This is a genomic window from Actinacidiphila yanglinensis (assembly GCF_900107965.1).
Classification (GTDB): Bacteria; Actinomycetota; Actinomycetes; order Streptomycetales; family Streptomycetaceae; genus Actinacidiphila; species Actinacidiphila yanglinensis.
On record NZ_FNVU01000005.1, the window covers coordinates 113,741 to 140,334 of the forward strand.

A 26,594-nucleotide genomic window follows, 5' to 3' on the forward strand; every position below is an offset into this window, starting at 1 on the left:
GTAGGTCCGTCCGTGCACGCGCCCCCACCATATCTACGCATAGCAGGCATTCCGCCGCATCCATCCGGACGGGGCGCGGCCGTCCGGGGTCAGCCGCTCGGCCAGCTGGGAACGCGCGGGCATTCCTGGCCCGAGTCGGGGCGCACCCGGCTCTCGGTGATCTCGCCGCGCCATTCGCCGGTCTCCCTGCCGTGGCCCTCGATGAACTGCTTGAAGCACTCCAGGTTCCCGTGCACGCGGCGGCGCAGGACACCGGAGGAGGCGCCGGCCCAGTCCACGAGCCCGGCCGGCGAGAACTCCAGCCGCAGCGTCACCCGGGTCTCGCCTTCCCCCCGCGGGTGGAAGCGCACCTCACCCGAATGGGTAGGGCTGTCCAGGCTGCGCCAGGCGATGCGCTCGTCCGGCCGCTGCTCCACCACCTCGGCGTCGAACTCCCTGGTCACGCCGCCATGCCGGGTGACCCAGTGGATCAGCGTCGCCTGCGAGCGCTCCACGCGCACCACGCCGTGCATGAACCGGGGGAAACTCTCGAACTGCGTCCACTGGTTGTAGGCGGTCCGGACCGGAACCCGGACGTCGACGTAATCCTCGATCGTGCTCATGACTGACCTGTCTCTCCGCACCCGTAGCGCCGCTCAGGACTGTCCGACCCCCGAATTCCAGCCTAGTGACATCGGGAACGATCCGCCCATTCCCACCCACAAGATCAGATATAGGTACCATGCGGGCACATCTCACAGGAGGTGGCGGGTCCCGGGAGAGGACCGGGGGTCACGACGCACCAGAGGAGACATGACGGCATGCAGGTGACCTTCGCCCCCTCGGACTTCCCCCCACTGGCACTCGGCTTCTTCGGCCTCGGCACGGGCTATCTCATCTGGGGCCCGCAGGAGTTGGTGGGCTGGCCGAAACGTGACGAGCGGGTCGACCGGTCACTGGGCGTATGGGGGGTCTGGCTGCCCGGGTTCTGCCAGTTCGTCACCGGCGTCATCCTGTTCGTCGGGCTGACCTGGTTCCAGGTGTTCCAGGACCGCGCCCTCTACATGGCCGCGTTCGCCTTCTCGGCCTACGGCATCCACTGGTTCAGCATCGGCTGGAACCGCTACCGCGGAAACGATCCACGGCCCAACGCGGGCATGTCGGTGGCCTTCATGCTCATCTCCGCGATGGGCGCGACCGTGTTCTTCCGGGTCGGCGACTGGCCCGTGGGCCTGGTCTTCCTCGGCCTGTTCGCCGTCTACTTCTTCGAGTTCTTCGTCTCGGTCGGCCTCTCCGTGGCCGAACGCGCCCTCGGCCTGTTCCGGCTGGCCACGGGAATGTGGCTGATGTACGTGGCCTACGCGGTCGCCGTCGACTTCGCCCTCGGCTGGACCTGGCGCACCTGAGGAACCGCGCCGCGCCCACGGCGGCGGCAGATTGCGGCCAAGGCCGCCGGGTAGGCGACAGCCGTCACCACTCACCGTCAACTCGACAGATGGAGGCGGGTCCTGTGGGCATCGGAGGCTGCATCATCCTGATCGCGGTGGGCGCGATCGTCACGTTCGCGACCGACTGGCACATGAAGGGCGTCAACCTCGACCTGGTCGGCGTGATCATGATGGCCGTCGGGATCATCGGGCTCGCCGCGTACGTCAGCATCTTCAAACGCCGGCGCATCCCGCCCACCGCGGACGGCGACCTGCCGCCCGTCACGGAGGAGCGCTACTACCCGTCCGACCGGCGCTACTGAACCCCCGGGGCTCGCTCGGACGGCCCCTCCGCGACCTCCGGCTCGCCCTCGTCCATCCCCGCCAGGACGAGGGCGAGCCGGGCATCGCCACCCGGCACCAGCCGCACCGGGACGCCCCAGTCCTGCTGGTGCACATGGCAGGCCGGATACGGGTTGTCCGCGTCGTCGTCGCAGGACGCCGCCATCGCCGAGACGTGCAGGACACCCTCGGGCACCGACGGGTCCAGCTCCAGGTCCCGGAAGAGGTCGGTGCCCTTGCCGGTGCCCGCCTTCAGCAGCTCCGGCGGGGTCGCCTCGACCAGCAGCCGGGTGGACGGCCCGTAGCGGTCGTCCAGCTTCTGCCCGGGCGGCGCGCTGAACACCACGTCCAGCCGCAGCGGCCCCGGCGCCACGTCGGTCGCCGCCCGCTGGGTGCGGTGCGCGGCGCCCTCCACGCGGGTGGCCTCCTCCGGCAGCCGCATCCGGGTCAGCCGGTGCCCGGCCGACTCCACGACCACCACGTCACCGTCGACCACCGCCGCGTCCGACGGCTCGCGCAGCTCGGTCGCGAGCGTGGTCACCTCGCCGCTCACCGGGTCGTAGCGGCGCAGCGCGTTGTTGTACGTGTCGCTCACGGCGACCGAGCCGTCCGGCAGCCCGGTCACGCCCAGCGGGTGCTGGAGCAGCGCCTGCCCGGCCGGGCCGTCGCGGTGCCCGAAGTCGAACAGGCCGGTGCCGACCGCCGTACGGATCACGTACCCGTCGCCGTCGGCCGCCGGCTCCGCCCAGCGCAGCGCGGAGGTCTCGGAGTCGGCGATCCACAGCCGGTCGCCGGCCGCCGACAGCCCGGACGGCTGCGCGAACCAGGCGTCGCCCGCGTGGCCGTCGACCAGGCCCTCGTTGGTGGTGCCCGCCGCGACCTCGATCCGCTCGGCCGCGGGGTCGTAGGTCCACAGCTGGTGCACGCCGGCCATCGCGATCCACACCCGGTCCTGGTACCAGGCCACGTCCCACGGCGAGGACAGGTCGACCTCCCGGGCCGGCCCGGACGTGGGCGAGCCCTGCCACCACTGCCGGCCGGTGCCCGCGATCGTGGTGACCCGGCCGCTGTCGAGGTCGAGCCGGCGCAGCGCGTGGTTCACGGTGTCGGCCACGACCACGGAACCGTCCGGGAGCAGCGCCAGGCCCTGCGGCTCGCTGAAGCGCGCCGTGCCCGGGTCGCCGTCGGTCAGGCCGCGCTCGCCGGTGCCGATCCGCCGCACCACGGTCTCGCCGTCGGCGGCCAGCTCCACCAGCGCGTGCCGGGTCGAGTCCGACACCAGGTAGTGGCCGCTGCCGGGCAGCGCCAGCATCTTGCCGGGGAAGCGCAGGTCCGTCGAGACCGGCTCCGGCGGGACGTACGGCCCGTCACCCCGGCGCAGCGTCCCCTTGGCCGCGTGCTCCAGCTCCAGCCGGTTCACCAGCTTCTCCAGCGCGTGCGCGTGGCCCTCGCCCGCGTGCTGCGCCACCACGTACCCCTCGGGGTCGATCACCACCAGGGTCGGCCAGGCCCGCACCGCGTACTGCCGCCACGTGGACAGCTCGGGGTCGTCCAGCACCGGGTGGTGGACGCCGTACCGCTCCACCGCGTCGACCACGGCCTGGTGCTCCGCCTCGTGCACGAACTTGGGCGAGTGCACGCCCACGATGACCACGGTGTCGCGGTGCTGCTCCTCCAGCGCCCGCAGCTCGTCCAGGACGTGCAGGCAGTTCACGCAGCAGAACGTCCAGAAGTCGAGGATCACGATCGATCCGCGCAGGTCGGCGAGGGTGGGTCGGCGGTCACCTGTGTTCAGCCAGCCGCCCTTGCCGATCAGCTCGGGCGCCCTGACACGTGCACGTGCAGTCATATCCCCATCAAACAGCATCATGCGAGAAGACACCCAGCGCGGCCGATCCCCCGCCCCGGCGGAACCCGCCCGCCCCCTGCCGCACGGGCCCCGGACCCCGCACTCCTCGGCCTGGGACGCACAGGGCCACCTTCGCCCCGGCCCGCCGCCCCGGCCGGGAGGACCATGGAGCCATGGACCGCAACGAAGGGCTCAGCGAGTTCCTGCGGGCCCGGCGCGCGGCGATGGACCCGGAGCGCGCCGGTCTGCACGCCCTCGCGCCGCGCCGGGTCCCCGGGCTGCGCCGGGAGGAGCTGGCCGCGCTGGCCGGCGTCAGCGTGGACTACTACACGCGCCTGGAGCAGGGCCGGCCCATCACCCCTTCCGACTCCGTCCTGGACGCCCTGGCGAACGCGCTGGGACTCGACCCGGCGGAGCGCAGCTACCTGCACGCCGTGGCACGTCCCCCGGCCGCCGGGCGCCGCCGCCGCACCCCGCGTGCGGCGCAGAAGGTGCGCCCGGGAATCCACGCGCTGCTCGCCCGGCTGGAGGACACGCCGGCCGTGGTGCTCGGGCGCCGCAGCGACATCCTGGTGACCAACCGGATGGCCCGCGCCCTGCTGGCCGACTTCGACGCGATACCCGTCCGGGACCGCAACGCCACCCGCTGGATCGTCCTCGACGAGGCGGCGCGGTCGCTGTTCGGCGACGGCTGGGAGAACGTCGCCTCCGAGTTCGTGGGGACCCTGCGGATGGACGCCGCACGCCACCCCGACGACACCCGCACCGCCGAGCTGGTCGGCGAGCTGGCCATGAAGAGCGAACCCTTCCGCCGCTGGTGGGCCGGGCAGAAAGTGGTGCAGTTCAGCCACCACACCAAGCACCTCCACCACCCCGTCGTCGGCCGCCTCACCCTGCGTACCGAGACGCTGGCCTTCCCCGGCGACCCGGACCAGACGCTGCTGGCCTTCCTCGCCGACCCCGGCTCGCCCTCCGACGAGGCGCTGACCCTGCTGTCCGCGTGGGCGGCGGGGCACGAGGGCCAGGGCGCGGGCGGGGACGGCGGGAACCCGGCGCGGACCGCGCCCCGCCCGTGAGCGCCGTGCCGTAGCGGGGGGTGGCCCTCCCGATCCCAGGAAGCGGCGGGCCTGTTCCCCCACCCGCACCGGCGGTGCCCGGCGGTTGGCTGGAAGAGCGGGCGCCACCCGGATCCCGCGGTTACCCCTCCTCCGTGCGCTTGCCGCACCCCTGCCCCAGGGAGCTTCGCCATGCCCTCCACCTGGCTCGTCACCGGCGCGACCTCAGGCTTCGGCCGCCTCGTCGCCGAACGCGCGCTCGCCACCGGCGCCCACGTCATCGCGGTGGGCCGCCGCCGCGCCCTGCTCGACGCACTCGCCGCCACCGCCGCCCCCGGCCGCGTCACCGCGGTCCCGCTGGACGTGACCGCTCCCGACGCCGAGGAGGTGCTGGCCGCCGCCGTGCGGACGGCCGGCGGACTCGACGTCCTGGTGAACAACGCGGGCCACGGCCTGTTCGGCTCGGTCGAGGAGACCGGCGCCGCCGAGGCCCGCGCGCTCCTGGACACCCACGTGCTGGCCCACCTCGCCGTGCTGCGCGCGGCCCTCCCTGCGCTGCGCGCGTCCGGCGGCCGCATCGTGCAGATGTCCTCGCTCTTCGGGCAGTTCGCACCGCCGTCCGCGGGCCTGTACGCGGCCGCCAAGGGCGCGGTGGAACTGATCGGCGAGGCCCTCGCACACGAGCTGGCGCCCACGGGGGCGAAGGTCACCGTCGTCGAACCGGGCGTCTTCGCCACCGAGTTCGCCACCAGCCTCCGCGTGGTCCCGCCGGGTGCGGCCTACGCGCCCACGGTCGGGGCGTTCCTGAACGACTTCGCCGCGCGGCCGCCGGAGTCCTTCGGCTCACCCCGGGACGTCGCGGACGCGATCATGGCGGTCGTGGCGATGGCCGAACCCCCCTTGCGCCTGGCCGTCGGCCACGACGCCGTCGAGGGGATCCGGGCGTCGCTCCGCTCCCGGCTGGCCGAGCTGGACCGCTGGGAGTCCTTCTCGCGCGCCCCGCACCGCGCGGCGGTCTGAGAGCCGACCGGTCCGGGCCCGGCGGTCGCCAGGCGGTCGGACGGGCCGGACCGCCGGTCAGGCGGATCGGATGGTCAGGCGGAGCCCGCCTCCGGGTCCGCGTCGCGCGCGGGCGGCACGGAACGGTGCACCGGCTCCGGCAGCGACTCGGGGGCCTGCGCGGCGACCAGATCGAGCAGCCCCGGGAAGCGGGCGTCGAGGTCATCCCGCCGCAGGCGGTTCAGCCGCCGGGTCCCCTCGTCCCGCTGCCGGATCAGGCCCGCCTCGCGGAGCACCCGGAAGTGGCCGCTCTGGGTGGACTTGCTCACCGGGAGGGCGAAGCTCACGCACGCGGGCTCGCCGTTCCGCCCGAGTTCGGCGAGGCGGGCGACGATCGCCAGCCGGACGGGATCGCCGAGCGCGGCGAGCACGGTGGTGAAGTCCAGCTCGTCGCGCCCGGGGTGGACGAGTGCGTTCGCTCTGCGGCTGGCCATGCCTCCACCCTAAACCGACATGTTCGATATTCACGAACATCTGTTATGTTCGGGAAATCCGAACATAACTCCCGGGAGATGACCGATCGTGTCCCTGAAACCACGTACCGCCCCGCCCTGGGCACTCCTGGTGGCCTGCTGCACCGCGCAGTTCATGGTCATCCTGGACGTGACGATCGTGAACGTCGCGCTGCCCCAGATGCGGGACGCCCTGGGGCTGAGCACCAACGGGCTGCAATGGGTGGTCAACGCCTACACGCTGACCTTCGCCGGATTCCTGATGCTGGGCGGCCGGGCCGCCGACCTGTGGGGGCGCCGGCGGACCTTCCTGGCCGGCCTGGCCCTGTTCACCGCCTGCAGCCTGATGGGCGGACTGGCGCAGAGCGGGGCCTGGCTCGTCACGGCCCGCGCGGCCCAAGGCGTCGGCGGCGCCGTCCTCGCGCCGGCCACCCTCTCCCTCCTGACGAGCCGCTACACCGACCCGCACGAACGGCGCAGGGCGCTCGGCGCCTGGTCCGTCACCTCCGCCAGCGGCGCCGCCGTCGGCGTCCTGGCGGGCGGCGTGCTCACCGACCTGCTGGACTGGCGCTGGGTGCTGTTCGTCAACGTCCCGATCGGAGCCGCCGTGGCGGCCCTGATGCTGCTGACACCGGCCGACGCCCGACGGAAGGGGGCCGGGCCGCGACTCGACGTCGTGGGCGCCCTGACCGTCACCTCGGGCCTGGCCGTCCTCGTCTACGGGATCGTCGGCACCAACGGCCACCCCTGGGGCTCGGCACGGACGCTCGCCACCCTGGGCGCCGGGGTGGTCCTGCTCGCCGTGTTCGCGGTCACCGAGACCCGCTTCGCGACGAACCCGCTCGTCCCCTTCTCGGTCTTCCGGCGCCGCTCGCTCAGCGTCGCGAACGCGGTGACGGTCACCATCGGCGCGGCCAACTTCGGCGCCTACTACTTCCTCTCGCTCTACCTCCAGCAGGTGGAGCGGAACTCGCCGCTGCGCGCCGGACTGGACTTCCTGCCGATCGGCCTCAGCGCCTTCGCCGGCGCGCTGCTGGGCACCCGCCTGGTGACCCGCATCGGGGTCCGCAACCAGCTCGTCCTCGGCCCCGGCGTGGCCGCCGCCGGTCTCCTCTGGATGGCCACGACGCTCGCGCCGGGACAGTCCTACCCGGCGCACCTGCTCGTCCCGCTGATCCTGTTCGGCGGCGGGATCGGCCTGTCGTTCACCCCGATGGCCATGGGCGCGACGCACGGCGTACCGCCGGACCAGGCCGGCCTGGCCTCCGGACTGGTCAACGCCACCCGGCAGGTCGGCGGGGCGGTGGGCCTGGCGGTCATGGCCACCGCCGCGACGAGCCTGACGACCCGGCACGTACGCGCCGACGGCCTGCCGCGCGCGCTCACCGACGGATACGCGCTGGCCTTCCTCATCGCCGGCCTCGGGCTGGCCGCGGGGATGCTCCTCGCCCTCGCGCTCCCCTCCGCGACGGGACGGCCGCAGGAGACCGGCGCGACCGGGGGCAGCACCTCCCCGGCCTCCGCCTCCTCAGCGGCCGACGCGCCCGCACCGCTCGGCTCCTCCCGGGACTGAGCCGTTCGGGCCGTACGGCAGGACATCCGGCCGAATACGCCCCGCACCGCGTGGACATGCGGCTCCGCCGGCCGATGCGGGGTACACATCCCCCATGAAATACGTGGTGCGAGAGAAGATGTTCGCGATCGGCGACGACTACTGGGTGGAGGACGAGCACGGGCGCCGTGCCTTCTACGTCGACGGCAAGGTGATGCGGATCCGGGACACCCTCGAGATCCAGGACGCCGACGGCAACGAGGTCGCGGTCATCCACCAGAAGCTGCTCAGCCTGCGCGACGCGATGACGATCGAACGCGACGGCCGGACCCTGGTCACCGTCAAGAAGAAGCGGCTCGCCCTCCTGCGGGACGTCTTCCGCGCGGAACTCGCCTCCGGCGAGGAGCTGGAGATCCGCGGCGACCTCATCGACAAGGAGTACGACATCGAGTACGACGGGGAGCGGCTCGCCCGCATCTCCCGCCGCTGGTTCTCGCTGCGGGATTCCTATGCGATCGACGTGGAACGGGAGGACGCCGACGCGGGGATGCTCCTCGCGATCGCGGTCTGCGTCGACCACATCGTCGACAAGGAGCACGAATCGGATTGAGGGGACCCCCCGGGGTGGGTGGTGCCGCCGGTCGAGGGACCACCTTCCGGTGGGGGTTCGCCGCGCAGTTCTCCCCCAGCCTGGCGGCTGGGTGGTGCCCCCACGCGCCCCTGGATATGTGCGGCTCCTTCCGCGAAAAGAGCGTCACCACCAAGGGGCGCGGGGAACCGCGCGAGCGGCCACCGCGGACCGCGAGGTCCGCGCGCTACCGGGCGGGGCCGGAGGGGCGGGGGAGCCCGAGAAGACGATCGCGCAGAACCGGGAACTCCGCTCGGGTCGAGGCGACGAGCGACGGCTGGAGGTCCACCGTCAGGACCTCCTCCCCCGTCCCGCCCTCGCAGAGAATCGTCCCCCACGGGTCCACCACCATGCTGTGCCCCGCCTGCTCCACCCCCGCGTGGGTCCCCGCGGTCCCGCAGGCGAGAACGTACGCCTGGGACTCCACCGCCCGTGCCTGCACGAGCACGCGCCAGTGCGCGAGCCGCCGCGCGGGCCAGCCCGCGGGAACCACGAGGATCTCCGCGCCGTCGTCGACGAGCAGCCGGAACAACTCGGGGAAGCGAAGGTCGTAACACGTCGCGAGGCCGAGCACGGCCTCGGGATGCCGCACGCCGACGACCCGTTCACCGGGCGCCATCAGCGCCGCCTCACCCTGGTCGAAGCCGAACCGGTGGATCTTGCGGTAGGCGCCGCGGAGTTCGCCGTCGGGCCCGAAGACGAGCGAGGTGTTGAACAGCGACCCCTCGGGGTCGCGCTCGACCACGGAACCCGCGTGCAGCCACACCCCGGCGTCGCGCGCGGCGGCCGCCATCGCCTCGGCGGTGGGCCCGCCCTCGACCGGCTCCGCCTCGGCCGCGAACCGCTCCGCGGCGAACGCGCCGACCGGCCACAATTCGGGCAGGACGACAAGATCCGCACCGGCCTGCGCCCGTACCGTCGCGGCCACCCGGACCCGCCGTTCGGCGGGCTCCTCGGCAGGGTCCACGTCGATCTGGAGAAGCGTTGCGCGCATTCGGACACCGCCCCTACGTCGGGTCGTCAAAGTCGGGCCTACCATCGTCACTCGAAAGCACTGCGTGGGCGACCGCGCGAAGACTAACTTAGGCGCCAAACCACCACGACCGCGCACCGACCGTCGAGGGGTCCCGTGACCGTCCACAGCAAGATCCAGCCGTACATCGACGCCTGGACCCACTCCATAGAGTCCATCAACGAACTGGTCTCACCACTCACCGAGGGTGAGTGGAACCGCCCCACCGAGTGCCCGTACTGGTCCGTCCGCGACGTGGTCTCCCACGTCATAGGCTTCGAATGCGAACTCCTCGGCGACCCGCGGCCGATCCACAGCCTGCCCAGCGACCTGCGGCACATCACCAGCGAGACCGCCCGCTACACCGAGGTACCGGTCGACATCCGCCGCCACCACACCGCGCCGGAGATGACGTCCGAGCTGGAGTACACCATCATCCGCCGCTCGCGGCAGCTGCGGAACGAGTCGCGGGAGCCCGACTACGACGTGCGCGCGATCGGCGGCGGCGAGACCACCCTCGAAGAGCAGTTGTGGTCACGGGTGTTCGACGTGTGGGCGCACGAACAGGACCTGCGCCGGGCCCTGGACAAGCCCGGCAACCTCGCCTCCGCCGCGGCCGTGCTGGCCCGCGAGTACATCCTGCGGGCGCTGCCGAAGGTGGTCGCCCACGACGCGGGCGCCAAGCCCGGCTCCGCGGTCGTCTTCGACGTGCACGGCCCCCTGGAGTTCATGCGCACCGTCCGGGTCAACACCGAAGGCCGCGGCACCATCGACTCCGCCGTCTCGCTCGGCCCGGCCGTCACCTTCGTGGTCGACTGGGAGACCTTCCTGCGCCTGCTCACCGGCCGGGTGAAGGCGACGGCGGTGCCCGAGGACCGGCTGAAGATCGAGGGCGACCGCGATCTGGCCGACACGATCCTGGGGCAGATCGCGGTCACGCCGTAGCACCTTCCGGGACGGAGACGGGTGGCGGTCCGGGGACGGGAACGGGCCGCGATCCGGGGCGAGTTGCGCCAGATCACGCGGATCGGGGCGAATCGGTGACCGAAAGGGCCTCCTTGCACGGGCGGTGATGATCCAGTAACGGTCCGGCGACCAATCCCTGGCGTTTCGGGCGTTGAAGGGGAGTTTGGCGAGTAGGGTGAGGCGCACTCATCCTGTTGCCCGCCCGTACGTCGGCGTGACCCGGCACGGCGGTCGGCTTCCGGCTTGGCCATGGGGTATCGATTGATGTCAACTCAAGGCTCACCGTTACCGTTTCAGCCGCCGCGACGCTCCGGCGGTCTCCGTGCCGTCGCCCGGGCCGCCCCCATCCCTCTCGCGGTGACCGTCGCCGCCGCGGTCGCCTGCGCCGCGGCGGTGCGCCGCGTGAGCGGGCACCAGGACCGGCTGCTGGTGGCCGCGGCCGGCGGGCTGGCCGCGGTCCTGCTCGGCACCGTCGCCGCCCTCGCCGCCTCCCGCCGCCGGGCGCTCCGCCAGGTGCGGTCCGAGGCCGCGGAGTTACGGGAGGACACCGCCCGCACCCTCGCGCTGCACGCGGAGGCAACCCGGCAGGCCGCCGCCGAACTCGACGCGGCCCGGCGGTCGGCGCGCGAGGCGGAGGTGCGGCGGCGCGCCTGGGCCGAGACCGAGACCTCCCTGCGGGCCGCGCTGCGCGCCCAGACCGCACGCGCGGCCGAACTCGAGGACGAAGCGGCGCAGTTGGCCGAGGCAACGATTCCCCTCGCGGTCGAGCGGATGCGGGAGGGGGAGTCCACCGGCACCGTACTGGCCGAACTCCCCCGCCCGGCCGGGCAGGTGCTCCGGAAACTGCTCGACGTTACGGTCCGCGAGCTGGGTTCGAGCGAGCGCAACAGGGCCGCCGGGATGGCCGCCTGCGCCAGCGCCGCCGCCCGGGTGCAGGCCCTGACCACCACCATGCTCGCCGACCTGCGCGAGTTGGAGCAGCGGCACGACGAGAGCGTGCTGGACGACCTGCTGCGGCTGGACCACTGCGCGGCGCAGACCGGGCGGCTGGCCGACAGTGTCGCGGTGCTCAGCGGCTCCCGCTCCGGCCGCCGCTGGACCCGGCCGATCGCGATGGAGAGCGTGCTGCGCGGCGCGATGGGCCGGATCCACGCCTACCGCCGGGTGCGGCTGCACACCACCGGCGGTGCGGCCGTCGCCGGGCACGCCGCCGAGGGCGTGATGCACGTGCTGGCCGAACTCATGGACAACGCCTGCAATTTCTCGCCGCCCTCGGAGGAAGTCCACGTCTACGTCCAGGAATCGCACTCCGGCGTCGTCGTCACTATCGAGGACGCCGGGCACGCGATGCCCGAGGCCGACCTCACCCGGGCCGAACGCCTCGTGGCGGGCGACCCGTCGGAGGCGGCGGCCGACCTGCTGCCGGGCCTGTCCGGGACCCGGATCGGCCTCACCGTGGTCGGCCGGCTGGCCCGCAAGCACGGCCTGCGGATCTCCTTCCGCCCGTCCTCGCGCGGCGGCACCGGCGTGGTCGTCCTGATCCCGCCGAAGCTCGTCACCCGCGCCGCCGTGGAGTACGCACCCGGGTCCTACACGACGCCGCCCGCGGTCGGCGGGCGGTACGCCGGCCCGGCCGACACCGGCGCCGGGTACGACGGCTTCCCCGAACCCGCCCGGCCCGAGGAGATCGGGCACGCCGGCCCGGCCGACACCGGGCCGGGGCACGGCCCCGGCAGCGGGGTCCGGCCGCGGACGGCGGGACCCGGTACGACCCCGGGGGACCCGGCGTCCCCGGGAGCGGGCACGCCCGTCCCCGTACCGCTGCCACGGCGGACCCGGGGGCGCGGCATACCGGACACCCTGTCCGGGTACGACCCTTCTCCGGGGGCTCCGGCACGGGAGGTGCCCCCAGGCGGCGCGGACGCGGGCGACAGGTTCGGCGCCTTCCGCGACGCCGCGACGGGGCGGGACCGAGGCAGCGCCGACAGCGAAGGGGAGGGTGGCCGATGACGACGAACGGAAGCGGCGGAATCGGGGGCGGGGGCCCCAGCGGGAACCCGGGCGGGGTGGAGGTACTGCTGGAGCGGTTCGTCGCGGTGACGCCCGGCGCGCAGCACGCGCTGGTGCTCTCCGCCGACGGCCTGAAGGTGAGCTGGTCGCCCGGGCTGTCCGCGGACCGCGCCGACCAGCTCGCCGCGATCGCCTCCGGCATCCAGAGCCTCGTGCACGGCGCGTCCCTGGAGTTCGGCGACGGGAGCGGCGGCGTCCGCCAGTCGATGACCGACTTCCACGGCGGCGTGCTGTTCATCGTCGCCGCCGGCGCGGGGGCCCATCTGGCCGTGGTGGGGGAGGAGTCGGCCGACGCCAGGGCGATCGGCCGCGGCATGAACGACGTCGTCGAGGCGGTCCACGGCCGCCTCGGGGTCCGGCCCGCGACGGGCGCGCTCGGGAAGCTCCCGGCATGATACGCAGGCCGGTCGACAGCGGCTCCCCGGACCGGTTCTACACGCTCATCGGCGGCCGGAGCAGCACCGCGACCAAGGGCTTCGACCTCGCCACGGTCATCACCGCCCACGGCGAGCCGCTGCCGGGCATGCCGTCGGAGCACGTCCGCATCCTGCGGATGTGCCGCCGCCCCGTCGCCGTCCTCGAACTCGCCTCCCGCCTGGCCCTGCCGGTCGGCGTGCTCCGGGTGCTGCTCGCCGACCTGCTCTCCGCCCAGCGCATCACCGCCCACGCGCCCACCACGGCAGCGGAGCTCCTGCCTCCCTCCGACATGCTGAGGAAGGTCCTCCGTGCGCTGCACAACCTCTGACACCGGCCGCCGACGCCGCACTCCCGCACGGCCCTTCGCCGGGGAGCCGCGGAGATGACATCGCCTCAGGAACGGCAGCAGGAGCAGGCACAGGAACAGGAACGGGAGCAGGAACCCGAGGCGAGGCGCGCCCGCACGGACGCGGTCGTGCCGCCGCACGGGCTCGCTCCGGAGCGCCGGATGCCGCAGGTGGGAACGGCGGCGCGGACGTCGCTCACGGAGATACCCGGGCCGCAGCCGGTGCCGCCATGGGGCCCGGCCGCGGCGCAGGTACAGGCCCGCGGACCGGCCGGCGAGACAGGTCCGAGCGGTCAGAGCGGTCAGGGAACGGGAGTTCACGCCCCCGGGGGCCGGCCGGCGGCACCCCCCGCGTTCGACCACGCCGACCCGGGGGCCTACTACCGGGCGCTGCGGGAGACGTACGGACCGGTGGCGCCGGTGCTGCTGGACGGCGGGATGCCCGCGTGGCTGGTCCTCGGCTACCACGAGGTGCACTTCGTCGCGGGGAACCCGGAGTTGTTCGGTCGGGACCCGCGCCGCTGGCACGCCTGGGACCGGGTCCCGGCGGGCTGGCCGCTGCTGCCGCACGTGGCGCACACCCCGTCGGTGCGGTTCACCGAGGGGGAGGAGCACCTGCGGCGCGGCGGCGCGGTCGCCGATGTCCTTGCCGGGGTCGACCCGTTCGAGCTGCGGCAGCGCGCCGAGCGGGCCGCCGACGCGGCCGTGGACACCTTCGCCGGCGCGGGGCGGGCGGAGCTGGTGGCGCAGTACGCCGAGCAGGTGCCGCTGCACGTGATGGCCGGGCTGTTCGGGCTGCGCCCGGACGAGACGGCGGCGCTGGAGCGGGACCTGGCAGGGCAGTACGGGTACGGCACCGCGGCGCCCGGGCGGACCACCGACCCCCTCCACCCGTCCCGGCCCGCCGCGTCCGCCGCGCGGCTGCGGGACACGCTCGAGACGGTCCTCGCCCGGGCGCGGAGGTCACCCGCCCCCGGCGCCGACATCCCCTCCCGGCTGCTGGCCCATCCGGCCGGCCTCACCGACGAGGAGGTCGTGCAGGACCTGCTCACGATCATGGCCGCGGGGCGCCGCCCCACCGCGGACTGGATCGGCAACACCCTGCGGCTGATGCTCACCGACGAGCGCTTCGCGCTCACCCTCTCCGGTGGGCGGCGCAGCATCTCCCAGGCGCTGGCGGAGGTGCTGTGGGCCGACCCGCCCGTCCAGAACGTCATCGGGCGGTGGGCCACCCGCGACACGCAGCTCGGGGGGCGGCACATCCGGCGCGGGGACTGCCTCGTCCTCGGGCTCGCCGCGGCCAACGCGGATCCTCAGGTGTGCCCGGTGCAGCCCGGCTCCGCCGTGGGGAACCATGCGCATCTTGCGTTCAGTCACGGGGCGCACCGGTGTCCGTCGCCCGCGCCGCAGCTCGCGGAGGTGGTCGCGACGACCGCGGTGGAGATTCTGCTGGACCGGTTGCCCGATCTCACTCCCACCCTCCAGCCCTCCGAACTCCCCTGGCGGCCCTCCCTCTGGCAACGCGGCCCCGCCGCCCTCCCCGTCACCTTCACCCCCCTCTGATCCCGAATCCGCCCCCGGACCACCCGCCTGCCCGGTGCCGTGAGTACCCGGACCTTGCGGTCCGTGGGTGGCTTGTCGCGCAGTTCCCCGCGCCCCTGGACATGCGCGGGTCCTCCCGGGTCGAGCCAGGTGCAAGCTGCACTGACAAGGGCCGCGTGGGGGCACCTCCCGGCCGCCAGGCCGGGGGAGAACCGCGCGAGCAACCCGGGCGGACCGCAAGGTCCGGGTACGGACGCGAACGGGCAACCCGGGCGGACCGGTCAGTCCCGCACCGCGGTCTCCCGTCCCCGGTGCACGCTCTCCACCCGGCTCACCGCGATCCGCTCCCGCTCGAGCCGCTCCGTACGCCGCCGCAACCGCAGAATCTGCACGGTCCCCACCACCTGAAGCACGAACACGCTGCTCCACGCGACGCGGTAGTCCTGGTCGGTCGCGTCGAGCAGCACCCCGATCGCGAGCAGCATGATCATCGACGCGGTGAACCCGCCGATGTTGACGATCCCGGACGCCGTGCCGAACCGTTCCGGCGGATTGGCCGGGCGGGCGAAGTCGAACCCGATCATGGAGCCCGGGCCGCAGGCCCCCAGCACCACGCACAGCACGACCAGCAGCCAGAGCGGATCGTGCCCGCCCGGCCAGCCGAGGACCGCCGCCCACGCACCGGCGGTCGCCGCGATGACGCCGAGCGTCAACGGCATCCGGGCACCGCGGTGCCGCGCGATCAACTGCCCGAAGAGCATGCCGAACACCATGTTCGCGACGACCACGAGGGTGAGCAGCCCGCCCGCGCCGCCCCGCGACATCCCCTGGTCCTCGACGAGGAACGGCATCCCCCACAGCAGGAGGAACACCATCCCGGAGAACTGCGTGGTGAAGTGCGTCCACATGCCCAGCCGGGTGCCCGGTTCCCGCCAGGCATCGGTGATCTGCCGCCGTACGTAGGCGAGTCCGGCGTGCTCGGCCGGCGCGGGGACGTACCCGTCGGGGTGGTCCTTGAGGAAGAGGGCGACCAGGACGAGGACGAAGGCACCGCCGATCGCGGTGCCGAGGAAGGTGGGCGTCCAGCCGGCGGAGTGCAGCAGCCGGGAGAGCGCCACCGTGGACACGAGGTTGCCCGCGACGCCGAACAGGGCCGCGCCCTGCGCCACCATCGGCCCGCGCCGGGCGGGGAACCAGCGCGAGCCGAGCCGCAGCACGCTCACGAACGTCATCGCGTCGCCGCACCCGAGCACCGCGCGGGCGCCGAGCGCCATCCCGTAGGAGTGCGACAGCGCGAAGGCGCCCTGCCCGACGGTGAACAGCACCGCGCCGAGCATCAGCACCCTCTTCGTGCCGAGCGAGTCCACCATCAGGCCGACGGGTATCTGCATGCCCGCGTAGACCAGCACCTGGAGGATGGAGAACGACGAGAGCGCGGAGGCGCCGATGTGGAAGCGTGCCGCGGCGTCGATCCCGGCGACGCCGAGGCTGGTGCGATGGATGACGGCGACGAGGTAGACGAGGGTGCCCACGCCCCAGACGAGCGCGGCGCGCCGGCCGCCCGGTGGGTCCCCCGGCAGTGCCTTCGCGGTCACGACTCGCCCCGGGCCAGGGTGTTGACCCAGGACAGGTGTCGGCCCACGACCTCGGCGGCGGTCCGCTCGGCGCCGTCCCGCAGCGCCTGGAGGATCTCGGTGTGCTCGGCGATGTTCTTCGCGACCCGGCTCGGCTCGGCGTGCATCGTCGCCACGCCCATCCGCAACTGCCGGTCCCGGAGCTGGTCGTAGAGGTGCGCCAGGATGCGGTTGCCGGCCGCGCGGACGATCTCGGCGTGGAAGGTGCGGTCGGCGGCCGCGAACGCGGCCAGGTCACCGGCAGCCGCGTGCCGGTGCTGCTCGGCCAGCGACTCCTCCAGCCGCTCGATCAGCCGCACGGGCACCGCGTGCACCACCTTCGCGACCGCGTGCTGCTCCACCAGCAGCCGGGTCTCGACCACGTCGGCGATCTCCTGTGCGGAGACCGGCAGGACCAGCGCGCCCTTCTTCGGGTAGAGCTTGAGCAGCCCTTCCGCCTCCAGCTTCAGCAGCGCCTCCCGGACCGGGGTGCGCGAGACGCCGACCGCCTCGGCGAGGTCGCCCTCGGTGAGCAGCGTGCCGCCCTCGTAGCTGCGGTCCAGGACCCCGCTCTTCACGTGCAGGTAGACCCGCTCCGCGGCGGGGGGCGACTTGGTATCCATAATGTGCACATCATAGATACAACATATCGTCGGACGACAGACCGCCCAGGAGTTGCCGCGCTCACACCCCGGCGCCGGCCCCGGACGAGGCGCGGCCCGTCGGCGCGTTCGGCGAACGGACCTCGTCCGCTACGGGTGGATGGTGCTGACCAGGGACGCCGTGGAGGTGAGGGTGGACTGGATGGTGGGTGCCAGGCTGGAGGACGCCAGGCAGAAGCCGAGCAGCACGCAGGTGACGGCATGGCTCGGCTTGAGGGAGCGGTTGCGCATCTGCATCCCGGCAAGGACGATCAGCAGCAGGACGACGGAGACAGAGACGGCCATACGGTCGATGGCAGCATAAATCGGACGCGAAGTGCGGGAGACACGCACGACGGCGGGCCCGGGCGAACATCCGCCCGGGCCCGCCGTCTTCACCTCATCAGCGGGCGGTCAGCCGGTTGTCACGACCAGGTGAGCAGCCGCTTCGGCTCCGACAGGATCGCGGCCACGTCGCCGAGCACCTTGGAGCCGAGCTCGCCGTCGACCAGCCGGTGGTCGAAGGAGAGCGCCAGCGTGGTGACATGACGCGCCTTCACCTTGCCCTTGTGCACCCACGGCTGGAGCTTGACCGCGCCGAACGCGAGGATCGCGGACTCGCCCGGGTTGAGGATCGGGGTGCCGGTGTCGACGCCGAAGACGCCGACGTTGGTGATGGTGACGGTGCCGCCCTGCATCGCCGCCGGAGAGGTCTTCCCCTCCCGCGCGGTGCCGACCAACTCACCCAGTGCGGACGCCAGTTCGGGCAAGGTCTTGTCGTGGGCGTCCTTGATGTTGGGCACCACCAGGCCGCGCGGGGTGGCGGCGGCGATGCCCAGGTTGACGTACGACTTCCGCACGATCTGCTGGTTCGCCTCGTCCCAGGCCGAGTTGACCTCCGGATTGCGGCGGATCGCCACCAGCAGCGCCTTGGCCACCAGCAGCAGCGGGCTGACCCTGACGCCCGCGAACGCCGGGTCGGTCTTCAGCTCCTGCACCAGCTTCATCGACTTCGTGATGTCGAAGGTCACGAACTCCGTGACGTGCGGCGCGGTGAAGGCGCTGGTGACCATCGCCTGCGCGGTGGCCTTGCGGACGCCCTTGATCGGCACCCGCGTCTCGCGCTCGCCCGCCGAGGAGAAGCCCGCGGCCGGTACCGCCTCCTCGCCCTCCGGCAGCGGCAGCCGGGCCGGCGGCGCGGCGGCGGCCCGGATGTCCTCGCGGGTCACCTCGCCGTGCGACCCGGTCGGCACGACCGTGGCCAGATCGATGCCCAGTTCCTTGGCGAGCTTGCGCACCGGCGGCTTGGCCAGCGGCCGCTGCCCGCCCGGTTCGGGCGCCTCCGGGGGAGCGGCCGGCGCCGCGGGCGCCTCCGTGGCCTGCGCCTGCGGGGCCCTCGGCGCCGCGTGCCCGTTCAGCTGCCCGGCCTGCTGCTTGCGCGGCCGCCTGGTCGTCGACGAGGGCGCGACGCCGTACCCGACCAGGACCGCGGTCCGCTTCGCCGCGGCCTCCGGCGCGGGCTGCGCCGCCGGCTCGGCTCCGGCCGGCTCCGCGACCGCCGCGTCCGGGGCGTCGCCGCCCGCGTCGTCACCGCCCGCGTCCACCACGATGATCGGGGTGCCCACGTCCACGGTGCTGCCCTCGTCGAAGCGGATCTCGCTGACCACCCCGTCGAACGGGATCGGCAGCTCGACGGCCGCCTTCGCCGTCTCCACCTCGCAGATCACCTGCCCGTCGGTGACCGCGTCGCCCACACCCACGTACCACTTGAGGATCTCCGCCTCGGTCAGGCCCTCGCCGACATCCGGCATCCTGAACTCGCGAAAGCGCTGTGCCTGCACGGCCATGATCGTCACAACCCTCTCCTCAGTACGCCAGCACGCGGTCGACGGCGTCGAGCACGCGGTCCAGGCCGGGAAGGTACTCCTCCTCGAGCCTGGCCGGCGGGTACGGCGCGTGGAAACCGCCCACCCGCAGCACCGGGGCCTCCAGAGCGTAGAAGCTGCGCTCGGTGATCCGCGCGGCGATCTCCGCACCGGTACCGAAGAACACCGGGGCCTCGTGCACCACGACCAGCCGGCCGGTCTTCTCCACCGACGCCTGCACGGTGTCGAAGTCGAGCGGCGAGATCGAGCGCAGGTCCACCACCTCGATGCTGCGGCCCTCGTTCGCGGCCGCGGCCGCCACCTCCAGGCACACCTTCACCATCGGTCCGAAGGCCGCCAGCGTGACGTCGGTGCCGGCCTGGGCCACCACCGCCTTGTGCAGGTCGGCCGGCACGGACGAGACGGCCACCTCGCCCTTGTCCCAGTAGCGGCGCTTCGGCTCGAAGAAGATCACCGGGTCGTCGCACTCGATGGCCTGCTGCATCATCCAGTACGCGTCGGAGGCGTTCGACGGCGAGACCACCTTCAGCCCCGCGACGTGCGCGAAGAGCGTCTCCGGGGACTCGCTGTGGTGCTCGACCGCGCCGATGCCACCGCCGTAGGGGATGCGGATGACGATCGGCAGCTTGATCTTGCCGAGCGCCCGGGCGTGCATCTTCGCCAGCTGCGTGACGATCTGGTCGTAGGCGGGGAAGACGAAGCCGTCGAACTGGATCTCCACCACCGGGCGGTAGCCGCGCAGGGCCAGCCCGATCGCGGTGCCCACGATGCCGGACTCGGCGAGCGGGGTGTCGATCACCCGGCCCTCGCCGAAGTCCTTGAACAGGCCGTCGGTGATCCGGAAGACACCCCCGAGCCGGCCGACGTCCTCCCCCATCACCAGGACCTTCGGGTCGTTCTCCAGCGACGTGCGCAGCGACTCGTTGAGCGCCTTCGCGATGGCCATCTGCGTCATGTCAGTGCCCCTTTCCGGAGCCGGCCGCCCCATGGGATGCGGCGGGAGCGTCCTCGAAGGAGGCCAGGTACTCGGCGAACTGGGCGCGCTCCTCGTCGACCAGCGCGTGCCCGTCGGCGTAGACGTTCTCGAACATCGCCATCGGGTCGGGGTTGGGCATGCCGCGCACCCCGTCCCGGACCCGCTTCGCCAGCGCGTCGCTCTCGGCGTCCAGGCCCGCGTAGAAACCCTCGTCGGCCAGGCCCTGCTTGTCGAGGTGGGCGCGCAGCCGGGCGATCGGGTCCTTCGACGCCCACTCCTCGCGCTCCTCGTCGCTGCGGTAGCGGGTCGGGTCGTCGGTGGTGGTGTGCGCGCCCATCCGGTAGGTGAACGCCTCCACCAGCATCGGGCCCTGCCCGCTGCGGGCGTGCTCCAGGGCCGCCCGGGTGACCGCGAGCACCGCCAGCACGTCGTTGCCGTCCACCCGGACGCCCGGGAAGCCGTAGCCGGCCGCGCGCTGGTAGATCGGCACCCGGGACTGCTTCTCGGTCGGCTCGGAGATCGCCCACTGGTTGTTCTGGCAGAAGAACACCACGGGCGCGTTGTAGACCGCCGCGAAGGTGAAGGACTCCGCCACGTCGCCCTGGCTGGAGGCGCCGTCGCCGAAGTACGCGATCACCGCGGCGTCCGCGCCGTCCTTGGCCACCCCCATCGCGTAGCCGGTCGCGTGCAGCGTCTGCGAGCCGATGACGATCGTGTAGAGGTGGAAGTTGTTCTCGTTCGGGTCCCAGCCGCCGTTGTTGACCCCGCGGAACATGCCCAGCAGGTTCAGCGGGTCCACGTCGCGGGTCCAGGCCACCCCGTGCTCGCGGTAGGTCGGGAAGATGTAGTCGTCCGGGCGGGTGGCCCGCCCGGAACCGATCTGGGCGGCCTCCTGGCCGAGCAGCGAGGCCCACAGTCCCAGCTCGCCCTGCCGCTGCAAGGTGATCGCCTCGGCGTCGAAGCGGCGGGTCAGCACCATGTCCCGGTACAGGCCACGCAGCTCATCCGGGGTCACGTCGATGGAGTACTCACTGTGCTCGACGCGGTCGCCCTCGGGGGTCAGTAGCTGCACGAGCTCGGGCTCGCCCCCACGGCGCTTCGCGCCGCCGCGGGTGGTCCTCCGCGCGGCAGTGCTCTTCACGCTCACGTTCGCTCCTCCGTCTGTCCGGCCCCCGGGATCTGCCGGAGAGCCAGTGCGGCTCACCTGGTCCGGCATCGACGCACGGGGTATGTGCGGCATGGCCGGGCCAGGCGTGACAACGCCCCGGCGAATGGCCTGCAACGCAGACGTTACCTACAACCGGAAGCCTTCGCGTACACCGAGGGCACACTTTCTGACCTGCGGTTTTGCTTGGATTTCCTAGTAGTCCGCGTTACCGCAGGCCATGACCGGGACACGGGCACCGTATCCCGATCCGGAAAAGTCCGTAAGGGGTGAACGGCTCGGAGCGCCGCCCGGTTCCGGCGACTCGCCCGAACACGACCAGCCGGACATAGCAGACGTAGCCTCCCTTGCGCCACTCGGGCGAACCCCCGCCTCCAGTTGATCTACGCTGAAGCGCGTGATGGGCACGGCACCGCGGCCGCCCGCGCTGACCGCCCTGCTCCGCCGCTACGACTCCGTGGCGGCCCCGCTGAGCTGCGAACCCGTTGCGCGCGGGTTACTGAACCGGGGATGGCGGATCAGCACGGACAGCGGCCGCTACTTCCTCAAGCAGTACGTCGCCGCGGACACCGCGGAGCCGGCGGTGATCGCCCGGCAGCACCACGCCACGCGGCGGCTGGCCCGGCTGGGCCTGCCCGCCGCCGCGCCGCTGCCCGACCGGCGCGGCGGCACCGTCACCGTCCTCGGCGGCCGCCGCTACGCCCTGTTCCCGTGGATCGACGGCCGGCACCGGGAGGGCACCGAACTGTCCCGCGGCCAGTCCGGCCGGCTCGGCGCCCTGCTCGGCAGGGTGCACACCGCGCTGGCCGTCAGCCAGCCGCCGCCGCCCGCCGTGCCGCATCCCAGCGCCGATCCCGACCGCACCCACGAGCAGATCGACCACCTGCTCACCCTCGTACGCCGGCAGCGGCCCTTCGACTCCTTCGACGCACTCGCCGAGCACCGCCTGCTCGAACGCCGCGACCTGCTGCGCCGGCACGCGCACCGCCGGCCGCCCGCCGCCGACGACCGCGCCAGCGGCTGGGTGCACGGCGACTTCCACCCGCTCAACCTGCTCTACCGCGGCCAGGAGCCGGCCGCGATCATCGACTGGGACCGGCTGGGCGTCCACCCGCGCGCCGAGGAGGCGGTCCGTGCCGCCGCCATCTTCTTCGTGCACCCCGCCGACGGCCGCCTCGACCTCGGCAAGATCCGCGGCTACGCCCGCGCGTACCGGCGGGCCGCCGGCGTCGCGGCGTCCGAGGTGGGCGATGCCGTCCACCGCGTCTGGTGGGAGCGGCTCAACGACTTCTGGATGCTGAACTGGCGCTACCAGCACCGCGATCCGCGGTCCGATCCGCTGTTCCCGGCCGCGTCGGCGCTGGCGGTGTGGTGGACCGAGGAGTACGCGCGGGTGCTGGACGCCTTCACGACCTGAGCGCGCCCCGCCCCGGCGTCCGGGGCGGGGGGGACGGACTCCGTCAGCCGAGGCTGACGGGCCCGCCCGTGGAGCCGTCGGTGGACCCCTGGTCCCCGCCGTCGGGGGTCGTGGGCGGCGGCGTCGTCGGCTTCGTGGGCGGCGTCGTCGTGGGCGGCGGCTTCGTGGTGTGGGTCGCGGTCGTGGTCGGGGCGGTCGTGGGCGGCGTGGTGGCGGTCGTGGTGGACGGCGCCGTGGTCGGGGTGTCCGTGGGCGTGTCGGTGTCGCTGGAGTCGTCCGACGGCTGGTCGGACGAGTCGTCCGTCGGCTGGTCGGACGTCTCGTCGGTCGGCTGGCCCGTGGACTGCGTGCTGGCCGGGGGCGTCGTGTGGTCGTCGGTGTGGCCGCCGTTGCTGCCGCCGCTGTGGGTGGCGAGGTAGACGCCGAGCGCGATGGCGAGCACCGCCGCGATCACGAAGAGCACCGGCTTGAGCCAGGAGCTGCCGCCGGACGGCGGCTTCTCGCCGTAGCCGTGCACGTCGTCGTTGCCGCCGACCCCGGAGATCCCGCCGAGCAGCGGGCCGATCTCCGCGGTGTGGCCGCTCTGTCCGCCCTGCGCCACCACGGTGGGCGCCGTGCGGTTCGCGGGGGGCATGGCCGTAGGGACCGCCCCGGTGTTCCACATCCCCCCGGTCCAGCCGCCCTGCTGGGTGAGGGCGTGGTGGGCGTACCCGACCAGCGCCCGCATCTCCTCGGCGTTCTGGAACCGGTCGTCCGGCTGCTTGGCCAGCGAGCGCAGCACCAGGCCGTCCAGCTCGGGCGGCACCCGGTCGCTGACCTGCGACGGCACCCGCGGCTCGTCCTGCACGTGCTGGTAGACCACCGACAGCGGGGTCTCTCCGACGAAGGGCGGCCGCAGCGCCAGCAGTTCGTACAGCAGGCACCCGGTGGCGTACAGGTCGCTGCGGTGGTCGACGGTCTTGCCGAGCGCCTGCTCGGGCGAGAGGTACTGCGGCGTGCCCATCACCATGCCGGTCTGCGTCATGGTGCTGGCCGCGCCGTGCAGTGCGCGGGCGATGCCGAAGTCCATCACCTTGACCGCGCCCGTGGTGGTGATGATGACGTTCGCGGGCTTGATGTCGCGGTGCACGATGCCGTGCTGGTGGCTGTAGGCCAGCGCGTCCAGCACGCCCGAGACGATCAGCAGCGCCTGGTCGACCGGCGGCGGGGTCGGCCCGGTGAGCAGGTCCTTGATGGTGTGGCCCTCGACCAGCTCCATCACGATGTAGGGGACGGTGCCGCCGGGCGTCACGTCCTCGCCGGAGTCGTACACCGCGACCACCGCGTGGTGGTTCAGGCCGGCCACCGACTGTGCCTCGCGGGTGAAGCGGGCACGGGCCACCTGGTCCTCGGCGAGGTCGGTGCGCAGCAGCTTGACGGCGACGATCCGGCCGAGCCGGACGTCCTCCGCGGCGAAGACCTCGGCCATGCCGCCGCGGCCGAGCCGTCCGGTCAGCCGGTAGCGGCCGTCGCCGACCACGCCCCCGGGGCCCCACGGGCCGGCGGCCTCCGACGCTCCGGTGCCGGCGGCCGTCTCGTTCGGGTCGACCATCAGTCCTCGTCGTCCGTCCATGTCGTGCGAGCCATGAGGTCCCTCGCATCGCGTCTTGGTGCGCCACCGTACCGCTTTTCGGGTGGCGCGATCGGCCGCCGTCCGCCTGCCGTACGAAGGTCACCGCTTTGTGCGCGGACGATGCGTATCAGGTGACGAGATGGTCAACGAACTTGACGTGCACGTGCGATAAGCCAGACTTGGCGGGCAAGCTCGGGGACGGGTCTGTCCCGGTTCACCTTATGGGGGTAGCGGTACTGATGAGCGGGGACGCACCACAGGGCGGATTCACGGGGCGCTCGGTCGGCGGCGGACGGTACGTGCTGCGCGACCTGCTCGGTCAGGGCGGTATGGCATCGGTGCATCTGGCACATGACAACGTGCTGGACCGGCCGGTCGCCGTCAAGACCCTTCACACCAACCTGGGCAACGAAGCGTCGTTCCGGGAGCGTTTCCGCCGCGAGGCGCAGTCCGTGGCCAAACTCAACCACACCAACATCGTCTCGGTCTTCGACTCCGGCGAGGACATGATCGACGGCCAGATGGTGCCGTACATCGTGATGGAGTACGTCGAGGGCAAGCCGCTCGGCGACGTGCTGGCCGCGGACATCGCCCAGTTCGGCGCCATGCCGACCGACAAGGCGCTGAAGATCACCAATGACGTGCTGGCCGCGCTGGCCGTCAGCCACGAAATGGGCCTGGTGCACCGGGACATCAAGCCCGGCAACGTGATGATCACCCGGCGCGGCGTGGTCAAGGTGATGGACTTCGGCATCGCGCGGGCCATGCAGTCCGGCGTGACGTCGATGACGCAGACCGGCATGGTGGTCGGCACCCCGCAGTACCTCTCCCCCGAGCAGGCACTCGGCCGCGGTGTGGACGAGCGCTCCGACCTGTACTCGGTCGGCTGCATGCTCTTCGAACTCCTCACCGGGCGGCTGCCGTTCGACGCGGACTCGCCGCTGGCGATGGCCTACCAGCACGTGCAGGAGACCCCGCCGGCCCCGTCCTCGGTGAACCAGGCGCTCGGCCCCGCCGTCGACGCGCTGGTGGCCCGCGCGCTGCGCAAGAACCCGGCCGAGCGGTTCCCGACCGCCGACGCGATGCACGACGAGACCGAGCGGGTGCTCGCCGCCACGCAGAGCGGCGCGATGCCGTCGATCTCCGGCACCGGCGTCACCGGCAGCCGCGGCGAGGGGGTCGCGCAGTCGGTCTTCCCGTCCCAGCCCGCGCAGATGCAGACCCCGGCGCCGCAGATACAGACCCCGTACGCGCCGAACCAGCAGGGTTACGGCCCGTCCACCCCGCCGCCGTCGGCCTACGGCTACCCGCAGCAGGGCGCGCAGACCCCGCCGCCGACCCCGGCATACAACCTCGCGCCGTCCCAGGTGCCGCAGCAGCACCCGATGGGCCCGGGCGGGCCCGGCGGCACCGGCGGGCCGAACGGCTCGCGCGGCGGCAGGTCCAACACCCCGCTGGTCGTGGGGGTGGTGGTCGCCGTGGTCGCGATCGCGGTCATCGTCGGGGTGATCGTCGCCATGAGCAGCAGCGGTGGCGGCAGCCCCAGCGCGGACGACACCAAGTCGCCGACCGGCACCCCGACCAGCTCGGTGACGACCACCGCGTCCTCGAGCGGCATCGTGCAGGGCGACCAGACCCGCACCATCGAGACCAGCGAGTGCACGGACGCCCACAACGACTTCATCAACCCCGACAAGCCCGACGTCGCCACGATGCCGAACTTCCAGACGGACTACGTCGACTCGGTGGTCGCCTGCGTGAAGGCCGCCGGCTGGAAGTACACGATCAAGTACACCGACGAGCAGCTGTGGGGCAAGGGCTCGGTGACGAGCCAGTCGCCGTCCGCGGACGAGGACTACGACCCGAAGGCCGACGGGCCGATCACGATCTGGGTGTCGACGGGCAAGAGCGCGAGCTGACCCGTCCCGGCCGGCCCGCCACGCGCGGAAAAAGAGAAGGGGCCGGACCCCGCGGCGACCGCCGCCGGGTCCGGCCCCTTCCGCGTCGCCGCGGGCGCCGACTGCTCTACAGGTAGGGACCGCCCGAGCGGCCCGCCGGGCCCTGCTGCTCGTCGTCGTGGCCGGCCACGCCGGGCGGGAGCGCGCGCCGCATCTGCTCCAACTGGGCGCGCGCGGCCATCTGCTGGGCGAACAGCGCGGTCTGGATCCCGTGGAAGAGCCCTTCGAGCCAGCCCACCAGCTGGGCCTGGGCGATCCGCAGCTCGGCGTCGCTCGGCACGCTGTCATCGGTGAACGGCAGCGACAGCCGGTCCAGCTCCTCGACCAGCTCCGGGGCGAGCCCGGCCTCCAGCTCCTTGACGGAACTCGCGTGGATCTCCTTCAGCCGCACCCGGCTGGCCTCGTCGAGAGGAGCCGCCCGCACTTCCTCCAGGAGCTGCTTGATCATGCTGCCGATCCGCATCACCTTCGCCGGCTGCTCGACCATCTCCGTCACCGGGATCTCGCGGGACTCCTCGCCCTCGCCCGTCGTCCCGCCGCCGAGGGCCATTCCGTCCGGCCCGACGACCAGGACCTGCGGGTTCTGCGCGTTCTCCGGCGACCGTTCGTTCATCGGCATCTCCATGACCC

At 72.9% G+C, this 26,594-nt stretch carries 25 protein-coding genes; 13 read left to right on the top strand and 12 right to left on the bottom strand.

Going from position 1 to position 26,594, the window contains the following annotated elements; genetic code table 11:
• Positions 1-89: 89 nt before the first annotated feature.
• Positions 90-602 carry an SRPBCC family protein gene (locus C4U44_RS13115; protein WP_103885941.1) on the bottom strand — a complete coding sequence of 171 codons (513 nt, stop codon included), beginning with the start codon at positions 600-602 and terminating at the stop codon, positions 90-92.
• Positions 603-800: 198 nt separating this feature from the next.
• On the opposite strand from C4U44_RS13115, the gene C4U44_RS13120 reads away from it, so the two are divergent.
• Together C4U44_RS13120 and C4U44_RS13125 are read left to right on the top strand one after the other, a co-directional pair.
• Positions 801-1,385 carry a hypothetical protein gene (locus C4U44_RS13120; RefSeq protein ID WP_103885942.1) on the top strand — a complete coding sequence of 195 codons (585 nt, stop codon included), beginning with the start codon at positions 801-803 and terminating at the stop codon, positions 1,383-1,385.
• Between the two features lie 104 nt (positions 1,386-1,489).
• Positions 1,490-1,729: a DUF6458 family protein gene (locus C4U44_RS13125; protein ID WP_103885943.1), complete on the top strand. Its 240-nt coding sequence runs from the start codon at positions 1,490-1,492 to the stop codon at positions 1,727-1,729.
• Here the strand turns inward: C4U44_RS13125 and C4U44_RS13130 are convergent.
• Positions 1,723-3,597 (bottom strand): NHL domain-containing thioredoxin family protein, encoded by a 1,875-nt coding sequence (locus C4U44_RS13130; protein ID WP_103885944.1) that lies wholly within the window; start codon positions 3,595-3,597, stop codon positions 1,723-1,725. The genes C4U44_RS13125 and C4U44_RS13130 overlap by 7 nt on opposite strands.
• Before the next feature lie 173 nt (positions 3,598-3,770).
• Between C4U44_RS13130 and C4U44_RS13135 the strand changes: the two genes are divergently transcribed.
• Together C4U44_RS13135 and C4U44_RS13140 are read left to right on the top strand one after the other, a co-directional pair.
• Entirely contained in the window at positions 3,771-4,673 is a 903-nt protein-coding gene (locus tag C4U44_RS13135; RefSeq protein WP_103885945.1) for a helix-turn-helix domain-containing protein, read from the top strand.
• Between the two features lie 171 nt (positions 4,674-4,844).
• On the top strand, positions 4,845-5,672 hold the full coding sequence (locus C4U44_RS13140) for an SDR family NAD(P)-dependent oxidoreductase (RefSeq protein ID WP_103885946.1): 828 nt from the start codon (positions 4,845-4,847) through the stop codon (positions 5,670-5,672).
• Positions 5,673-5,746: 74 nt separating this feature from the next.
• Here the strand turns inward: C4U44_RS13140 and C4U44_RS13145 are convergent, their stop codons facing one another.
• Positions 5,747-6,145 (bottom strand): ArsR/SmtB family transcription factor, encoded by a 399-nt coding sequence (locus tag C4U44_RS13145; protein WP_103885947.1) that lies wholly within the window; start codon positions 6,143-6,145, stop codon positions 5,747-5,749.
• Between the two features lie 88 nt (positions 6,146-6,233).
• On the opposite strand from C4U44_RS13145, the gene C4U44_RS13150 reads away from it, so the two are divergent.
• Positions 6,234-7,736, top strand: coding sequence for an MFS transporter (locus C4U44_RS13150; RefSeq protein ID WP_146088262.1), 1,503 nt, complete (start codon positions 6,234-6,236; stop codon positions 7,734-7,736).
• A gap of 94 nt (positions 7,737-7,830) precedes the next feature.
• Positions 7,831-8,325, top strand: a complete 495-nt coding sequence (locus C4U44_RS13155; RefSeq protein WP_103885949.1) for an LURP-one-related/scramblase family protein — start codon at positions 7,831-7,833, stop codon at positions 8,323-8,325.
• A gap of 205 nt (positions 8,326-8,530) precedes the next feature.
• On the opposite strand, the gene C4U44_RS13160 is transcribed toward C4U44_RS13155, so the two are convergent.
• Entirely contained in the window at positions 8,531-9,337 is an 807-nt protein-coding gene (locus C4U44_RS13160; RefSeq protein WP_103885950.1) for a carbon-nitrogen family hydrolase, read from the bottom strand.
• Positions 9,338-9,472: 135 nt separating this feature from the next.
• Between C4U44_RS13160 and C4U44_RS13165 the strand changes: the two genes are divergently transcribed.
• The 5 genes from C4U44_RS13165 to C4U44_RS13185 all read left to right on the top strand — a co-directional run bounded on the left by C4U44_RS13165 (position 9,473) and on the right by C4U44_RS13185 (position 14,717).
• A complete protein-coding gene (locus C4U44_RS13165) occupies positions 9,473-10,300 on the top strand; it encodes a maleylpyruvate isomerase family mycothiol-dependent enzyme (RefSeq protein ID WP_103885951.1) in 828 nt (275 codons plus the stop codon).
• 378 nt (positions 10,301-10,678) lie between these two features.
• Complete coding sequence (locus C4U44_RS13170; protein WP_235032046.1) at positions 10,679-12,331, top strand: ATP-binding protein; 1,653 nt, start codon at positions 10,679-10,681, stop codon at positions 12,329-12,331.
• A complete protein-coding gene (locus C4U44_RS13175) occupies positions 12,328-12,786 on the top strand; it encodes a roadblock/LC7 domain-containing protein (protein ID WP_103885953.1) in 459 nt (152 codons plus the stop codon). Before C4U44_RS13170 ends, C4U44_RS13175 begins: the two co-directional genes overlap by 4 nt.
• Positions 12,783-13,136 (top strand): DUF742 domain-containing protein, encoded by a 354-nt coding sequence (locus C4U44_RS13180; RefSeq protein ID WP_103885954.1) that lies wholly within the window; start codon positions 12,783-12,785, stop codon positions 13,134-13,136. The genes C4U44_RS13175 and C4U44_RS13180 overlap by 4 nt, the downstream gene beginning before the upstream one ends.
• Positions 13,137-13,190: 54 nt before the next feature.
• The gene (locus tag C4U44_RS13185; protein WP_103885955.1) at positions 13,191-14,717 is read left to right on the top strand and encodes a cytochrome P450; all 1,527 of its coding nucleotides are present in this window, start codon (positions 13,191-13,193) and stop codon (positions 14,715-14,717) included.
• Between the two features lie 260 nt (positions 14,718-14,977).
• Here C4U44_RS13185 and C4U44_RS13190 read toward each other — a convergent pair whose 3' ends face one another.
• The 6 genes from C4U44_RS13190 to pdhA all read right to left on the bottom strand — a co-directional run bounded on the left by C4U44_RS13190 (position 14,978) and on the right by pdhA (position 20,959).
• The gene (locus tag C4U44_RS13190) at positions 14,978-16,291 is read right to left on the bottom strand and encodes an MFS transporter (protein ID WP_103885956.1); all 1,314 of its coding nucleotides are present in this window, start codon (positions 16,289-16,291) and stop codon (positions 14,978-14,980) included.
• Positions 16,288-16,932, bottom strand: a complete 645-nt coding sequence (locus tag C4U44_RS13195; protein ID WP_103885957.1) for a GntR family transcriptional regulator — start codon at positions 16,930-16,932, stop codon at positions 16,288-16,290. Before C4U44_RS13195 ends, C4U44_RS13190 begins: the two co-directional genes overlap by 4 nt.
• A gap of 129 nt (positions 16,933-17,061) precedes the next feature.
• Positions 17,062-17,256, bottom strand: coding sequence for a hypothetical protein (locus C4U44_RS13200; RefSeq protein ID WP_103885958.1), 195 nt, complete (start codon positions 17,254-17,256; stop codon positions 17,062-17,064).
• Positions 17,257-17,375: 119 nt separating this feature from the next.
• On the bottom strand, positions 17,376-18,797 hold the full coding sequence (locus C4U44_RS13205; protein ID WP_103886267.1) for a dihydrolipoamide acetyltransferase family protein: 1,422 nt from the start codon (positions 18,795-18,797) through the stop codon (positions 17,376-17,378).
• A 19-nt stretch (positions 18,798-18,816) separates the two neighbouring features.
• On the bottom strand, positions 18,817-19,791 hold the full coding sequence (locus tag C4U44_RS13210) for an alpha-ketoacid dehydrogenase subunit beta (protein ID WP_103885959.1): 975 nt from the start codon (positions 19,789-19,791) through the stop codon (positions 18,817-18,819).
• Between the two features lies 1 nt (position 19,792).
• The gene (pdhA, locus tag C4U44_RS13215; protein ID WP_103885960.1) at positions 19,793-20,959 is read right to left on the bottom strand and encodes a pyruvate dehydrogenase (acetyl-transferring) E1 component subunit alpha; all 1,167 of its coding nucleotides are present in this window, start codon (positions 20,957-20,959) and stop codon (positions 19,793-19,795) included.
• Between the two features lie 418 nt (positions 20,960-21,377).
• On the opposite strand from pdhA, the gene C4U44_RS13220 reads away from it, so the two are divergent.
• On the top strand, positions 21,378-22,394 hold the full coding sequence (locus C4U44_RS13220; protein WP_103885961.1) for a phosphotransferase: 1,017 nt from the start codon (positions 21,378-21,380) through the stop codon (positions 22,392-22,394).
• A 43-nt stretch (positions 22,395-22,437) separates the two neighbouring features.
• On the opposite strand, the gene C4U44_RS13225 is transcribed toward C4U44_RS13220, so the two are convergent.
• Positions 22,438-24,006 carry a protein kinase domain-containing protein gene (locus C4U44_RS13225; protein WP_103885962.1) on the bottom strand — a complete coding sequence of 523 codons (1,569 nt, stop codon included), beginning with the start codon at positions 24,004-24,006 and terminating at the stop codon, positions 22,438-22,440.
• Positions 24,007-24,245: 239 nt separating this feature from the next.
• Here C4U44_RS13225 and C4U44_RS13230 point away from each other — a divergent pair, with 239 nt between their 5' ends.
• A complete protein-coding gene (locus C4U44_RS13230; RefSeq protein ID WP_103885963.1) occupies positions 24,246-25,925 on the top strand; it encodes a Stk1 family PASTA domain-containing Ser/Thr kinase in 1,680 nt (559 codons plus the stop codon).
• Positions 25,926-26,031: 106 nt separating this feature from the next.
• Here the strand turns inward: C4U44_RS13230 and C4U44_RS13235 are convergent, their stop codons facing one another.
• Positions 26,032-26,589 (bottom strand): bacterial proteasome activator family protein, encoded by a 558-nt coding sequence (locus C4U44_RS13235; RefSeq protein WP_103885964.1) that lies wholly within the window; start codon positions 26,587-26,589, stop codon positions 26,032-26,034.
• Positions 26,590-26,594: the final 5 nt, after the last annotated feature.